Source organism: Novosphingobium ginsenosidimutans (assembly GCF_007954425.1).
GTDB lineage: Bacteria > Pseudomonadota > Alphaproteobacteria > Sphingomonadales > Sphingomonadaceae > Novosphingobium > Novosphingobium ginsenosidimutans.
In genome coordinates, this window is sequence record NZ_CP042345.1 from 652,604 (window position 1) to 664,785 (window position 12,182).

Annotated in this window: 14 protein-coding genes; 6 read left to right on the forward strand and 8 right to left on the reverse strand. The window is 65.9% G+C overall.

Features of this window, described 5'->3' with window-relative positions; translation table 11 throughout:
• Nucleotides 1-65: 65 nt before the first annotated feature.
• Genes FRF71_RS03250 through FRF71_RS03260 form a run of 3 tightly spaced genes read right to left on the reverse strand, consistent with a single transcriptional unit; the run spans nt 66 to nt 2,440 of the window.
• The gene (locus tag FRF71_RS03250) at nt 66-626 is read right to left on the reverse strand and encodes a Smr/MutS family protein (RefSeq protein WP_147089216.1); all 561 of its coding nucleotides are present in this window, start codon (nt 624-626) and stop codon (nt 66-68) included.
• Complete coding sequence (mltA, locus tag FRF71_RS03255) at nt 626-1,810, reverse strand: murein transglycosylase A (RefSeq protein ID WP_147089217.1); 1,185 nt, start codon at nt 1,808-1,810, stop codon at nt 626-628. The genes FRF71_RS03250 and mltA overlap by 1 nt, the downstream gene beginning before the upstream one ends.
• 6 nt (nt 1,811-1,816) lie before the next feature.
• Nucleotides 1,817-2,440 (reverse strand): Tim44/TimA family putative adaptor protein, encoded by a 624-nt coding sequence (locus FRF71_RS03260; protein WP_147091503.1) that lies wholly within the window; start codon nt 2,438-2,440, stop codon nt 1,817-1,819.
• Between the two features lie 255 nt (nt 2,441-2,695).
• Here FRF71_RS03260 and secB point away from each other — a divergent pair, with 255 nt between their 5' ends.
• The 4 genes from secB (at nt 2,696) to FRF71_RS03280 (ending at nt 6,666) form a co-directional block, all read left to right on the forward strand.
• Nucleotides 2,696-3,214 carry a protein-export chaperone SecB gene (gene secB, locus FRF71_RS03265; RefSeq protein WP_147089218.1) on the forward strand — a complete coding sequence of 173 codons (519 nt, stop codon included), beginning with the start codon at nt 2,696-2,698 and terminating at the stop codon, nt 3,212-3,214.
• Nucleotides 3,215-3,236: 22 nt separating this feature from the next.
• The gene (gene murJ / locus FRF71_RS03270; protein WP_147089219.1) at nt 3,237-4,850 is read left to right on the forward strand and encodes a murein biosynthesis integral membrane protein MurJ; all 1,614 of its coding nucleotides are present in this window, start codon (nt 3,237-3,239) and stop codon (nt 4,848-4,850) included.
• A gap of 5 nt (nt 4,851-4,855) precedes the next feature.
• Complete coding sequence (gene trpS, locus FRF71_RS03275; protein WP_147089220.1) at nt 4,856-5,869, forward strand: tryptophan--tRNA ligase; 1,014 nt, start codon at nt 4,856-4,858, stop codon at nt 5,867-5,869.
• 119 nt (nt 5,870-5,988) lie between these two features.
• A complete protein-coding gene (locus tag FRF71_RS03280) occupies nt 5,989-6,666 on the forward strand; it encodes a DUF4136 domain-containing protein (RefSeq protein ID WP_147089221.1) in 678 nt (225 codons plus the stop codon).
• 69 nt (nt 6,667-6,735) lie between these two features.
• On the opposite strand, the gene dut is transcribed toward FRF71_RS03280, so the two are convergent.
• Both dut and FRF71_RS03290 read right to left on the reverse strand, forming a co-directional pair.
• Nucleotides 6,736-7,206 (reverse strand): dUTP diphosphatase, encoded by a 471-nt coding sequence (gene dut, locus FRF71_RS03285; RefSeq protein WP_147089222.1) that lies wholly within the window; start codon nt 7,204-7,206, stop codon nt 6,736-6,738.
• Nucleotides 7,190-8,806, reverse strand: a complete 1,617-nt coding sequence (locus tag FRF71_RS03290; RefSeq protein ID WP_147089223.1) for a bifunctional phosphopantothenoylcysteine decarboxylase/phosphopantothenate synthase — start codon at nt 8,804-8,806, stop codon at nt 7,190-7,192. Before FRF71_RS03290 ends, dut begins: the two co-directional genes overlap by 17 nt.
• A gap of 106 nt (nt 8,807-8,912) precedes the next feature.
• On the opposite strand from FRF71_RS03290, the gene FRF71_RS03295 reads away from it, so the two are divergent.
• Nucleotides 8,913-9,311: a hypothetical protein gene (locus tag FRF71_RS03295; RefSeq protein ID WP_147089224.1), complete on the forward strand. Its 399-nt coding sequence runs from the start codon at nt 8,913-8,915 to the stop codon at nt 9,309-9,311.
• On the opposite strand, the gene FRF71_RS03300 is transcribed toward FRF71_RS03295, so the two are convergent.
• Together FRF71_RS03300 and FRF71_RS03305 are read right to left on the reverse strand one after the other, a co-directional pair.
• A complete protein-coding gene (locus tag FRF71_RS03300; protein ID WP_238339395.1) occupies nt 9,308-9,652 on the reverse strand; it encodes a DUF1761 domain-containing protein in 345 nt (114 codons plus the stop codon). The genes FRF71_RS03295 and FRF71_RS03300 overlap by 4 nt on opposite strands.
• Nucleotides 9,653-9,665: 13 nt before the next feature.
• Complete coding sequence (locus tag FRF71_RS03305) at nt 9,666-10,169, reverse strand: hypothetical protein (protein ID WP_147089226.1); 504 nt, start codon at nt 10,167-10,169, stop codon at nt 9,666-9,668.
• 48 nt (nt 10,170-10,217) lie between these two features.
• Between FRF71_RS03305 and rimO the strand changes: the two genes are divergently transcribed.
• Nucleotides 10,218-11,600: a 30S ribosomal protein S12 methylthiotransferase RimO gene (gene rimO / locus FRF71_RS03310; protein ID WP_147089227.1), complete on the forward strand. Its 1,383-nt coding sequence runs from the start codon at nt 10,218-10,220 to the stop codon at nt 11,598-11,600.
• Here rimO and FRF71_RS03315 read toward each other — a convergent pair.
• Entirely contained in the window at nt 11,597-12,169 is a 573-nt protein-coding gene (locus FRF71_RS03315) for a TetR/AcrR family transcriptional regulator (protein WP_147089228.1), read from the reverse strand. The two genes, rimO and FRF71_RS03315, sit on opposite strands and share 4 nt — an antisense overlap.
• Nucleotides 12,170-12,182 lie beyond the last annotated feature (13 nt).

Genomic DNA, 12,182 nt, shown 5'->3' on the forward strand with positions numbered 1-12,182 from the left:
TGCCTTCCTCCCTGCCGCCCCTCGCACCACCCGGTGCGGGGGGCGTCTTTTTAGCCGAAGCCTGTTTAGCGAGGCCGGCGCAGGATGACGTAAAGCGCACCCGAGCCGCCATGGCGCTGGTGTGCCGGGCGGACGGCGGCGATCCGGCTGGCGTGAGGACCGGCTGCCAGCCAGTCGAGCAGCTTGGCGCGGATTGCCCCGCGCCGCTCGCCGCGGTCGGCGGCGGCAACCGGGCGCGGCTTGCCGGTAATCACCAGCAGCAGCCGCGCGCCCATCGCCACGGCCTGCAGCAGCCCCGCATCGAGCCGGGCGTGCGCTGCATCGAGCGAGTGGCCGTGAAGGTCGAGCGTCAGGTCGGGCGAAGTCTGCGCCTTGGCCAGCTTGCGCTCCCACGTGCCATCGAGGCCGTGGCGGTCAAGCGGGCGCGGCGGCATCGCCTTGGGCGGCGGAGCCGGCAAGGGCGGAGGAACCCGGCCCTTGACCCGCTTTATCACGGGCGGTGGCGGCGCCGGAGGTTCAGCCAAGGTCTGGGCGGCAGGCCGCGCCGGATGGAGCGGATCGATCGTACTGGCGACACGCGCCCACAGCGCGGCCTCGGCCGCCGAGAGTCCGCGCGGGGTGCGCATTAGCTGGCGCCCAGCCGGGCGACCGTGCCCTTGGGCAGCAGCAGAAGCGCTTCGCCGCGGCTGCTCATGCCGCCGGCGATGGTGCGGGCATCCTCGCCAGCGCCCCAGAAGGTATCGAAGCGGTTGGCGCCCTTGATCGCGCCGCCGGTGTCCTGGGCCACCCACAGACCGCTCGCTTCGGGTCGCTCCATCTTGAGCCAAACTGGCGCACCAAGCGGGACAAAGGCTGGATCGGCCGCCACGCTGCTCTCACGCCGCACCGGCACGCCCAGCGCGCCCAGCGGTCCCTCACCGGTCAGCTCCCGAAAGAACACGAAGCTCTTGTTCTCGCGCATCAGCGCGTTGCCGGCCTCGGGCTGTTCCCGCACGTATTGCATGATCCCCTGCATCGAGCCGGAGTACTGCCCTGGCAGGGTGCCAAGCAGCCCGCGCTGGCGCATGACGCCGCCGATGCCGGTATAGGGATGGCCGTTCTGTCCGGCATAGCCAATCCGGATCACTGATCCGTCCGGCGCGCGCAGCCGGCCTGAGCCTTGGATTTGCAGGAAGAACATCTCGACCCGGTCGGCCGCCCAGGCGATCTCCAGCCCTTTGCCTTCCAGCGCGCCGTCATAGATCTGGCCGCGGTCGTAATAGGGCACGAATTTGCCGCTCTCGTCATAGCGGCCCAGCGGCATGGTGCCATTGGCATTGGGCGGCGCATCGCCGGGATTGGCGCGGACCAGATCGGGCGGCACGGCATAGACCGGCACGTCAAACCCTGGCTGGCGGGTGCGGACCCCGGCGATCTCTGGCTCGTAATAGCCGGTCGCAAAGGCCTTGCCGTCGCCGATCTTCACCGCTTCGAAATGCTGGGCAAAGAAACGCAGCGCCTGGCCCTCGGGCCATTTGGTTGCGGCGGTGCAGGCCTGTTGCCAATCGGCGGGCCGGGTCAAGCCCGAAGCATCGTCACGCGCTGTCAGGCGCGGGCAGCTTTCGCGAAACGAGGCCAACGCCGCGGCGGCGTCATTCTGGTCGATGGCCAGGCTGTCAATCGGGGGGCCGGCCCAGAAGCCAGCAGCAAGCGCAGTGGTGGCCGCGACGCCTGCGGGCGGTTGGACTACACCGGCTGGCGCAGGGATGATCCGGCCACAGCCCGCCAGCAGCGCCAGCCCGGCCAGCGCAGCGATGCCCCCGCCGCGCATTGGGCCTCAGGCCTCGTCAGTCTCGTCAAGCAGCCAGTCGGGCGAAGCCGATGTCACATCGCGGCTGAAGGTCCACAGGTCACGCGCCTCAATCGCATCGTCGAGCGAACCGGCCACGACCTGGCCTTCGGCATTACGGGTGACGGCGGCGATATCGGCGGCAAAGCGCACGGTGATCCGGGCCATTGGCGCTTCAAACGCAGCCGATACGATCACCGCCTCTTCGATCCGGACCAGACGGTTTTGGAGCACTTCGCCCGCAGCTTCGCGCGCAGCGATGGCGGCAACAAAGCCTTCGTAGACATCGCGGTCGCACAGTTCGCCCAGCGTTTCCTTGTCACCCTTCCAGAAGGCTTCAAGGACCATGCGATAGGCGCTCTTGGCTCCTTCAAGGAAGGCGGTGATGTCAAAGCGGCGATCGGTCGCGGCAATTTCGCGCAGGCCGCGTTCGATTGCCGGCGTTACGCCGACTGCGGGCATCCGGACCACGGCGGGGCTGCGATCGGCAGCTTCGCCGGCGGCAACGCGCGGCGTCTCACCCGGGCGGGGGCCCTGGATCACTTCCTCTTCATGCTCTGCCCGGCGCCCCAGCACCGAATAGAGCCGCAGGCCCAGAAAGGCTGCGATCATGGCGAGGATGACGATCTCTACAGTCTTGTCCACGTGACTCAGTCCCTGCCGCAGCAACGCGGCCTTGCAATTCACTATGCCTAAATAGGTAGCCAAGACAAATGAACAACGCGTGGATAAGGTCCTAACGGCAATTTTTTGCGGCAAGTGACGCAAGGCGGTCACAATCCCGCAAAAACCTTTGCCGCCGCACCTGCGCAATGCTAGGCGCGCGGCCAATTTCCAATCCCTTTCCAGCCGAAAGTACGCTGTATCATGTCCGACGAAGGCAACATCATCACCGACCTTGGCCTTGAAGGCCCCGCCATGAACGGCGCCGATACCGCGCCAGCCGCCGGGATCATCTCGCAGTACGTCAAGGATCTCTCGGTCGAGAACCCCAACGCGCCGGACAGCTATTCATGGACCGACGCGCCGCAGATCGACGTGCAGTTCAACATCGGCGCCCGTCAGCTGAGCGACGAAGTGAGCGAGCTTGAGCTGAAGATCGCGCTGAAGTCGGTGGCCGAAGCCGGCACCGCCTTCATCATCGACCTGTCCTATTGCGGCCTGCTGGGCATGCGCAACCTGGATGATGCCTCGAAGCACGCCTTCACCTATGCCGAAGCGCCGCGCATCCTGTTCCCCTTCGCCCGCCGGGTGATCGCGGACGCCGTGCGTGACGCCGGCTTCCCGCCGCTGCTGCTTGAGCCGATCGATTTCAACGGCATCTATCTGCAGCAGCTGGCTGCCCAGCAAGGCGAAGGCGACGCGGCTCCGGTCGGCAACGCCTGAGCCTGATAGCGGGGGGTAAAACTTGAGCCTGATCCGCAACGTCGGCACGATTGGCGGGCTGACGGCGGTCAGCCGCGTCTTCGGTTTTGCCCGCGACATGATCCTGGCCCGGGTGCTGGGTGCGGGACTGGCGGCGGACGCGTTTCAGCTGGCCTTCACGCTGCCCAATACCTTCCGCCGACTGTTTGCCGAAGGTGCCTTCAGCGTCGCCTTCGTCCCGCTCTACAGCCGCGCATTACACGGCCATGACGGTGAGCCCGGCAGCGAGGAAGCAGCCGAGAAGTTTGCCGACGATGTCCTGGCGGTCTTCGTCTGGGTGCTGGTCGCCTTCAGTGCCGTTGCCATGCTGGCCATGCCGGGGATTGTCTGGCTGCTGGCCAGCGAGTTCCAGAAGGTGCCGGGCAAGTTTGACCTGGCAGTAACGCTCAGCCGGGTGACCTTCCCCTACCTCACGCTGATCAGCCTGGTGGCCATGCTTTCAGGCCTGCTCAATGCCCGCTCGCGCTTTGCGCCGGGCGCGGCGGCGCCGATCCTGCTTAACGTCAGCCTGATCGCGGCGATGGGCTTTGCCTGGTATACGCACCGGGGGGATGACCTGGTCACCGCCTGGTCGCTGGCGGTCGGGGTGTCTGTCGCAGGCCTGCTCCAGCTACTCTACCTGATGTGGGAAACGCGGCGCGCCGGGGTGCGGCTCAAGCTGACTCTGCCCAAGCTGACGCCCGAGGTAAGACGGCTCGGCGCGCTGATCCTGCCCGCCACGTTCGGGGCGGGAATCTACCAGATCAGCCAGCTGGTCGACACTTTCTTCGCAACCAGCCTGCCGCAGGGTTCACTGACCCTGCTCAAGCTGGCGGACCGGCTCAACCAGATGCCGCTGGGGATCGTCGGCATCGCGCTCGGCACAGCGATCCTGCCGATGCTTTCGCGCCATATCCATACTGGCAATCGCGGCGAAGCGCAGCGGCTGCAGACCAATGCCTTCGAAATCGCGACCCTGCTGACCCTACCCGCCGCTGCTGCGCTGGCGATCTGCGCGCCGGCCTTTGTCACGGCCTTCTTCGTCGGCGGCAAGTTCCGGCCCGAGGACGGGGTGATCATGGCGCAGATCGTCGTCGCGCTGGTTGCTGGTCTGCCGGCCTACGTGATCGTCAAGATCCTCAACCCCGGCTTCTTCGCGCGCGAGGATACCCGCACTCCGGTCTGGACCGCGCTCGCTTCGCTGATCTTCAACGTGTTCCTCAACTTCTACGTCGTGCGGCAATACGGCATCGTTGGCCTGGCTGCGGCAACAGCCTGCTCGGCCAGTCTCAACTGCCTGCTGCTCTACATCATCCTGCATCGCCGTGGCTGGTTCCATTTCACCGCCAAGCTTGCGGGCCGGATCGCGCGGCAAGTGATCGCCACTGTAGTGATGGGCGCGGCGCTGTGGTTCCTGATGCCAGCCCTTTCGCCTTATTTCGGCGCATCGGTGCTTGATCGGATTTGGTCGCTGCTGGCACTGGTTGGCGCGGGGATGGCAGTATTCTTCGGCACCGCCTATCTGGTCGGGGCGATTGACCCTGATCTGATCGCCATGCTGCGCCGCCGCCGGCCCAAGCGCACCGAAGCCGATGATGAAATCCTGGAGGTCCAATAAGTCCAATGCGTGTCGTTTCCGGTATCCAGCCCACGGGCAACCTGCACCTTGGCAACTACCTGGGCGCGATCCGCAACTGGGTGCGGATGCAGGACGATGTGACCGCGCAGGGCGGGCAGTGCCTCTATTTCCTCGCCGATCTCCACGCGCTTTCGCAGCCGCACGTGCCCGCTGAGCTCGCATCGAACACGCGCGAGATGGTGGCGGCGCTGGTTGCCTGCGGAATCGATCCCGAGCGTTCGATCCTTTTCAACCAGACCCAGGTGCCGCACCATGCCGAACTGCAGTGGCTGCTCAACGGCACGGCCCGGATGGGCTGGCTGAACCGCATGACCCAGTGGAAGGACAAGGCCGGCAAGAACCGCGAGGGAGCCTCAGTCGCGCTGTTCACCTATCCGGTGCTTCAGGCCGCCGACGTGCTTCTGTACCAGGCCACCCACGTCCCGGTGGGCGATGACCAGAAACAGCACCTGGAGCTGGCCCGCGACATCGCGCAGAAGTTCAACAATGACTTCGGCGCCGGAGAAGAAGTCTTCACCCTGCCCGATCCGATCATCCCTGCCGAAGCCGCGCGGATCATGTCGCTGCGCGATGGTTCGGCCAAGATGAGCAAGTCCGATCCTTCGGACATGAGCCGCATCAACCTGACCGACGATGCCGAGACGATCATGACCAAGGTCAAGAAAGCCAGGACCGATCCCGAACCGCTGCCGTCCGACAAGGGCGGGCTGGACGGGCGGCCCGAGGCGGCCAATCTGGTCGGTATCTATGCCGCGATGTCGGGTGAGAGTCAGGACGCGGTGCTGGCCCGGTTCGGCGGCGAAGGATTTGGCAAGTTCAAGCCGGCGCTGGGCGAACTGCTGGTCGAAAGCCTCGCCCCGATCAACGCCCGCTTCATCGAATTGCGCCAGGACCGCGCCGCGCTGGATGCGATCCTGCGCCAGGGTGCGGAGAAGGCCCGGAAGCTGGCGGTGCCAACGCTGGAGAAGGCCTATGCAGCGCTGGGGTTGGTACGCTAACGGTCGGTCGCTATTCAAGCACGATTAAGCGGCGCTTCCCTAGCAGAGGGGCAATGCTAACCTTTGCGCCAGTCCGTCTGACGATTCGCAGACTGGGCGGTTTACGGAGTTCCGGTTCCATGTCGCACCTAAGCGTCTCGCCACTCAGCCGGCTCAAGCTGGCGGTGGTACCCTTGCTGATGCTCGCGCTCAGCGCCTGTGCATCCAATTTCAACAGCCAGGTCACCCGCTTTGCCAGCCAGCTGCCGGCACCGCAGGGACAGACCTTTGCCATCGTTGCTGACGATCCGGCGCTGGCTGGCGGCCTGGAATTCTCGCAATATGCCCGCCTGGTCGAAGACCGGATGGGTGCGCTGGGCTATCGCCCGGCCCCGCCCGAGGCCGCCACGCTGCTGGTCCGGTTCGACTATGGCGTCGACAAGGGGCGTGAGCGGATCCGCCGCACCGCCGGGTTTGACGATCCGTTCTGGTCGCCCTGGTATGGCCCGCGCTTTGGTTATTATGGCCGCCGCGGTTTCTATCGTCCGACCTCGGTCTGGGGCTATGGCTGGTATGACCCGTGGTTCGATGGCGGGGTGGAAAGTTACACCGTCTATACCAGCGGCATCAGCCTGAAGATCGATCGCAAGGCCGATGGCCAGCGCCTGTTCGAAGGCAAGGCCGAGGCTGCTTCGCTCTCGAATCGGCTCCAGTACCTGGTGCCGAACCTGGTCGAAGCGATGTTCACCGACTTTCCGGGCAATTCCGGGGAAACCGTCCGGATTTCGGTTGCACCGGAAAAGAATCGGCGTAACTAATATACCCAACACCGAGTGGGCGGGCCTGGAAACGGGCCCGCCTTTTTTGTGGCCGGTGATCGGCCTGCTTTAGCCTTTCAGGCTGACCACCCCGCCGGTCGAACCGAAGCCGCCCGCCCCTCGTGCGGTCTCATCAAGGCTGGTCACTTCCACCCAGCCGACTCGTGTGACCGGGGCCAGCACCAGCTGCGCCACGCGGTCACCGCGGCGGATTGCAAAGTCCTCGCTGCCGTGATTGATCAGGATGACCTTCAGCTCACCGCGATAGTCGCTGTCGATGGTACCGGGGGTGTTGGGCACGGTAATCCCATGCTTCAGCGCCAGCCCTGAACGCGGCCTTACCTGGATTTCGAACCCCGCAGGAATGGCCATCGCCAGACCTGTCGCGACTGCATGGCGCGCACCGGGCGCAATCGTCACGTCCTCGGCCGAAACCACGTCCATCCCGGCTGCGCCGGCGGTGGCGTAGGCCGGCAGATCGAGACCTTCCCCGTGCGGCAAACGCATGACCGCAACCGGGACATCATCCATTGAGGGCATCTGCAATTCTCTCGACAAGGGCAACCGCAACCTCGTCCTTGGGCAGTTCGGGCAAGTGGTCAACGCCCTTGGCTGAAACGATGTGGACGAGGTTCATATCGCCCCCCATCACGCTGCCCGAGACATCGTTGGCCACGATCCAGTCGGCACCCTTGCGCTTGCGCTTGTCCTTGGCGTGTTCCAGCACCTTCTCGGTCTCGGCGGCAAAGCCGACGACCAGCTTGGGCCGCTTGTCGCTTACCGAGACCATGGCCAGGATGTCCGGGTTCTCGGTTAGCCGCAGCGCCGGCGGGGCCGAACCGCGCTTCTTCATCTTTTCGGGTGCGTAGTCCTCGGTCCGCCAGTCGGCGACGGCAGCGACCATCACCGCGGCATCGGCCGGCAGCGCGCGGCGCACCGCATCGGCCATGTCGCGCGCCGTTTCGACATCGATGCGGTCAACTCCCGGCGGTGTGGGCAGGGCGACCGGGCCAGAGACCAGCGTCACGCGAGCGCCAGCGCGGGCGGCAGCGGCAGCAATGGCATAGCCCTGCTTGCCCGAGGAACGGTTGGCGATGTAGCGCACCGGATCGATCGGCTCATGCGTCGGTCCGGCAGTGACCAGGACGTGCTTGCCATAGAGCGGGCGATGCGCTGGATCTTCCTCGAAATCGGGCTGCCCGATGAGCGGATCGGCCCCCACCGCAGCATCAACCGGAGGGGCTGCTGGGGTATCGCCCTGCAGCGGCTCGGGCGGGACCTGGTTCATCACCAGATGGTTGATCGCCTCGGCGTCAGTCGGCGGGGCAGCGCGGGCTTTGCCCTTCTTGACCAGGATCGGACCAGCATCGCCGGGGACGGGATCCGGCAGCGGCACGAAGGGCGCCGGCCCGTCGAAGTCCGCATAGGGGACCACGTCCTCAACCTCGGCATCCTCGGGCAGCAATTCGTCTTCGAACACGATCCGCGAGGTCGTGCTGCGCTGGATCAGGCTGCTCGACAGGCCGCCCAGGTCAGCCGCACCGGCCAGCGGGTCTTCCGGCTCCCAGGTCAGCTCGGGCACCGCACTGGGCAGCAATTCGAGTGAAAGTGTGTCGCAGATCGCGCGCATCACCTCGATCGGTTCGGGCAGGCGTCCAGGCCCAAACTCGCCGCAGGCCATCGGGCCCTCGTCTGGCTCCATCACCGCGATGCCGCGTTCGCGCAGCGCAGCGATATTCGCCTGGGTCGCGGCGTGCTCCCACATCCGCACGTTCATCGCCGGAACGGCCATGACCGGCTTATCGGTCGCCAGCAGCAGGGTCGTCGCCAGATCATCGGCGATACCGTGGGTCATCTTGGCAAGGAGGTCGGCCGTCGCCGGGCAGACCACAATCAGGTCAGCCTGGCGCGACAGCTGGATGTGCCCCATCTCGACCTCGTTCTTGAGGTCCCAGAGCGAGGTGTGGACCGGGTTCTCGCTCAGCGCGGCGAGCGTCATCGGCGTGACGAACTGCGCCCCGCCGCTCGTGAGGACGCAAGTCACCTCGCCGCCATGCTTGCGGATCAGCCGCACGAGCTCGCACGACTTGTAGGCGGCAATCCCGCCGCCAATCACCAGAAGGATACGTGGGCCAGTCATGGCCACCAGCTTGTGCAATGCCCCATCCCCTTGCGCAACAGGCTTTGCTTTCGGATTTCCGTGGGGCACAAAGGTTAAGATCGTCAAAACGGGGAAAGTTACCGCCATGCGCCTGATCCTGACCGCCCTTTTATTCCTGTTCGGCCTGTTCAATCTGTTGCTGGGGATCGGCTTTTTCCTCGACCCGGTTGGCCTGGGGACGACGTTTAACCTTTCGCCGGTCGGAGTCGGAGGCCTGGCGGTGCTGCGCGCCGACCTGACCGCCTTCTTTTTGGTCGCTGGCGGGTGCCAGCTATGGGGCGGCTGGCGGCGCAATGGCGACTTGCTGCTGGTTCCCGCGCTGTTGATGGGCATCGCCTTCACCGGCCGCGCGGTCAGCCTGGCGCTCGATGGCAGCTATCCGGGCTTTGCCACGCCGATGGCGGTGGAAGCCGTGCAGGTGGTGCTGGCGCTAGCCGCCTGGCGCGTACTGCCGCACCATCGCATTGCGGAAATCGCCAACTAGGCCCGCAGCCAGAATACGAACCCCATCACGAGATAGGCGGCAAGAAAGGCCAAGCTATCGATCACCGTCCGCTGCCGCGGCGCGCCGTCGCGGAGCTGCGTCAGCCACAGCGCGGGGATAACAAATGCCAGCGCCAGCCCGCCCGACTGCATGAAGAACAGCTGGGGTTTGGCGGCGAGTTTCTCTGGCCCGATCCGGGCCAGCGCGTGGCCGAGCATCAGCGCGGAAAGCAGATTCAGCGGAACGGCCGCATAGAGCCATCCGGTGCGCGCCTGACCGAAAGCCAAGGCCAACACGCCGCTTGCCGCCAGGGCTGCCAGAATGACGCCCGGCCAGTCCATTGCACCCATCGCCTTACTCCCAGTCAAAGCGGGCCACATGGCCCAGCGGTGCCGCCATCCACTCGCCCGCAAAGGCGGTGATGTGTGATCGGATTGCCGCAACCTGCGCGGCGTTCAGCCCTGGCAGCGGCACGTGCGATGTATGGCAGGCCACTTCGGCCATGGCGATCAGGTCCGCCGCCGCGCCGCTGCCGCCGCTCCACTGGTCAGCCTCGAAGCATTCGACCAGCCGCTCGGCCTGAAGCAGTTCGACGATTGACGCATCCGGCACCGTGTTGCGCGATGCGCTGGCATGACCGGCTGCCTTGGCGATTCCGGCGATCTCTTCCGGGTGGCGACCGGCCTTAACCATGCCCCAGAAGGCGTCCTTCAGCCCCAGTTCGCGCTCAACGAAGACATGCACCGCGTCATGCGGAATGAAGCCCTTCTTGGGAAACGTCGTCTCCACGCGCCGCCCATCGGCATGCACAATCGCGATCCGGTCCTCGCTCAGCCCCTTGGTGATCGTGATCTCCATCCGCTTTCCCTAGCACTTTCGGACAGTGCAGTGTAAGGGCCCGCCCCCATGACAATCGAACTTCCCGACCAGAAGCGCGTGGGTATGGTCAGCCTTGGCTGCCCGAAGGCGCTGGTCGATTCCGAACGGATCCTTACCCGGCTGCGCGCCGATGGCTATGCAATGAGCCCCGACTATGCCGGGGCCGACGTCGTGCTGGTCAACACCTGCGGTTTCCTCGATTCCGCCAAGGAGGAGAGCCTGGCCGCGATTGGCGAGGCGATTGCCGAAAACGGCCGTGTCATCGTCACCGGCTGCATGGGCGAAGAGGCCGAAACAATCCGCGCCCGCTTCCCACAGGTTCTCGCCGTAACTGGCGCGCACCAGTACGAGGCGGTGGTCGAGGCGGTGCACGAAGCGGCACCGCCTTCGCAGGGTCCGTTCGTTGACCTGATCCCCCAGCCGGACGTCAAGCTGACCCCGCGGCACTATAGCTACCTCAAGATTTCAGAGGGCTGCAATCACGCCTGCGCCTTCTGCATCATTCCCCAGCTGCGCGGGAAGCTGGCCAGCCGCCGGGTCGATGCCGTGCTGCGCGAGGCGGAGAAACTGGTTGCCGCCGGGACCAAGGAACTGCTGGTGATCAGCCAGGACACCTCGGCCTATGGCGTCGATATCCGGCACGAGAGCCGCATGTGGAAGGACCGCGAGGTTCGCGCCCATATGACCGACCTGGCCCGCGAACTGGGCCAGCTCCGCACGCCCGCCAATGTACCTGGGGGAGGCCAGGCACCGTGGGTGCGGCTGCACTATGTCTATCCCTATCCGCACGTCGATGCCGTAATCCCGCTGATGGCCGAAGGGCTGTTGACGCCGTACCTCGACATTCCGTTCCAGCACGCCAGCCCCAGCGTGTTGAAGGCGATGAAGCGCCCGGCGAACGAAGCCAAGGTGCTCGAACGCCTCAAGTCCTGGCGCGAGATCTGCCCCGACATCGCAGTCCGTTCGTCCTTCGTGGTCGGCTTCCCGGGCGAGACCGAGGCGGACTTCCAGTACCTCCTAGACTGGCTCGACGAGGCCCAGCTCGACCGGGTCGGGGCCTTCCGCTTTGAACCCGTCGCCGGCGCGGCCGCCAATGACCTGCCCGGCACCGTGCCGGAAGCGGTCAAGGAAGAACGCTATGCCCGGATCATGGCAAAGACTGCCGCGATCAGCGCTGCCAAGCTCCAGGCCAAGATCGGCCGGACTCTGCCGGTGATCATCGACATGGTGGGTGAGCCTGACGAAGACGGTGATATCGGCGCAACCGGCCGGTCACAGGCCGATGCGCCCGAGATCGACGGCGCGGTCCACCTGCGTGAAGTGCCGGCCAGCCTGCAGCCCGGCGACATTGTCCAGGTCACCATCGAGGACGCCGACGAGCACGACCTGTTCGGCGCGATTGCGGGCTAGGCCGTCAGCACGGCCGCAATGGCGCGGGCGGCATCCTGCATGATGGCACGCGGCTCAAGCTCTGGTTCGTCGAACACCAGCTCGATCGCGCAATAGCCCAGGTCCACCGCCAGCCGCGCCCGGCGTTCCAGCGCCGCGCGATCCTGATCGGGATCAGCGTCCAGCGCTCGCGCGACCAGGTCGGCGGTGAGCGCGCGGTGCGAGGCGAGCCGAACCTCGGCCAGTTGCGGCACGGCACGCAGCATCCGCATGATCCACGGTCCGCCCGGGCTGGCTTCGGTCAGCGCGACATGGGCCAGCAACACCTCCGCGATCTCGGCCTCGTCGGCCGCCGCGCCCAACCCGACCAGCGCGTTCTGCGCGACCATCAGCCGCTCGCCCAGCGCCGCCAGCAGCGCGTACTTGTCGGCAAAGTAGTGATAGAGCGTCGGCGGACTGACCCCGGCGCGCGCCGCGACCAGGTTGGTGCTGATCCGCTCCACCCCCACTTCTGCCAGCAGCTCACCTGCGGCATCGAGCAGCCGCTCGTATGTCACCAGTGCGCGCTGTTGCGTCGGTTTACGGATCACTGCGCTGCCTCCT

What these genes read in the sequence shown, in the direction of transcription:
- FRF71_RS03290 (WP_147089223.1), bottom strand. Translation starts at nt 8,806, where the DNA reads ATGACTGGCCCACGTATCCTTCTGGTGATTGGCGGCGGGATTGCCGCC.
- secB (WP_147089218.1), top strand. Translation starts at nt 2,696, where the DNA reads ATGTCCGACGAAGGCAACATCATCACCGACCTTGGCCTTGAAGGCCCC.
- FRF71_RS03280 (WP_147089221.1), top strand. Translation starts at nt 5,989, where the DNA reads ATGTCGCACCTAAGCGTCTCGCCACTCAGCCGGCTCAAGCTGGCGGTG.
- FRF71_RS03260 (WP_147091503.1), bottom strand. Translation starts at nt 2,440, where the DNA reads ATGATCGCAGCCTTTCTGGGCCTGCGGCTCTATTCGGTGCTGGGGCGC.
- trpS (WP_147089220.1), top strand. Translation starts at nt 4,856, where the DNA reads ATGCGTGTCGTTTCCGGTATCCAGCCCACGGGCAACCTGCACCTTGGC.
- mltA (WP_147089217.1), bottom strand. Translation starts at nt 1,810, where the DNA reads ATGCGCGGCGGGGGCATCGCTGCGCTGGCCGGGCTGGCGCTGCTGGCG.
- rimO (WP_147089227.1), top strand. Translation starts at nt 10,218, where the DNA reads ATGACAATCGAACTTCCCGACCAGAAGCGCGTGGGTATGGTCAGCCTT.
- FRF71_RS03300 (WP_238339395.1), bottom strand. Translation starts at nt 9,652, where the DNA reads ATGGACTGGCCGGGCGTCATTCTGGCAGCCCTGGCGGCAAGCGGCGTG.
- dut (WP_147089222.1), bottom strand. Translation starts at nt 7,206, where the DNA reads ATGCCCTCAATGGATGATGTCCCGGTTGCGGTCATGCGTTTGCCGCAC.
- FRF71_RS03295 (WP_147089224.1), top strand. Translation starts at nt 8,913, where the DNA reads ATGCGCCTGATCCTGACCGCCCTTTTATTCCTGTTCGGCCTGTTCAAT.
- FRF71_RS03250 (WP_147089216.1), bottom strand. Translation starts at nt 626, where the DNA reads ATGCGCACCCCGCGCGGACTCTCGGCGGCCGAGGCCGCGCTGTGGGCG.
- FRF71_RS03305 (WP_147089226.1), bottom strand. Translation starts at nt 10,169, where the DNA reads ATGGAGATCACGATCACCAAGGGGCTGAGCGAGGACCGGATCGCGATT.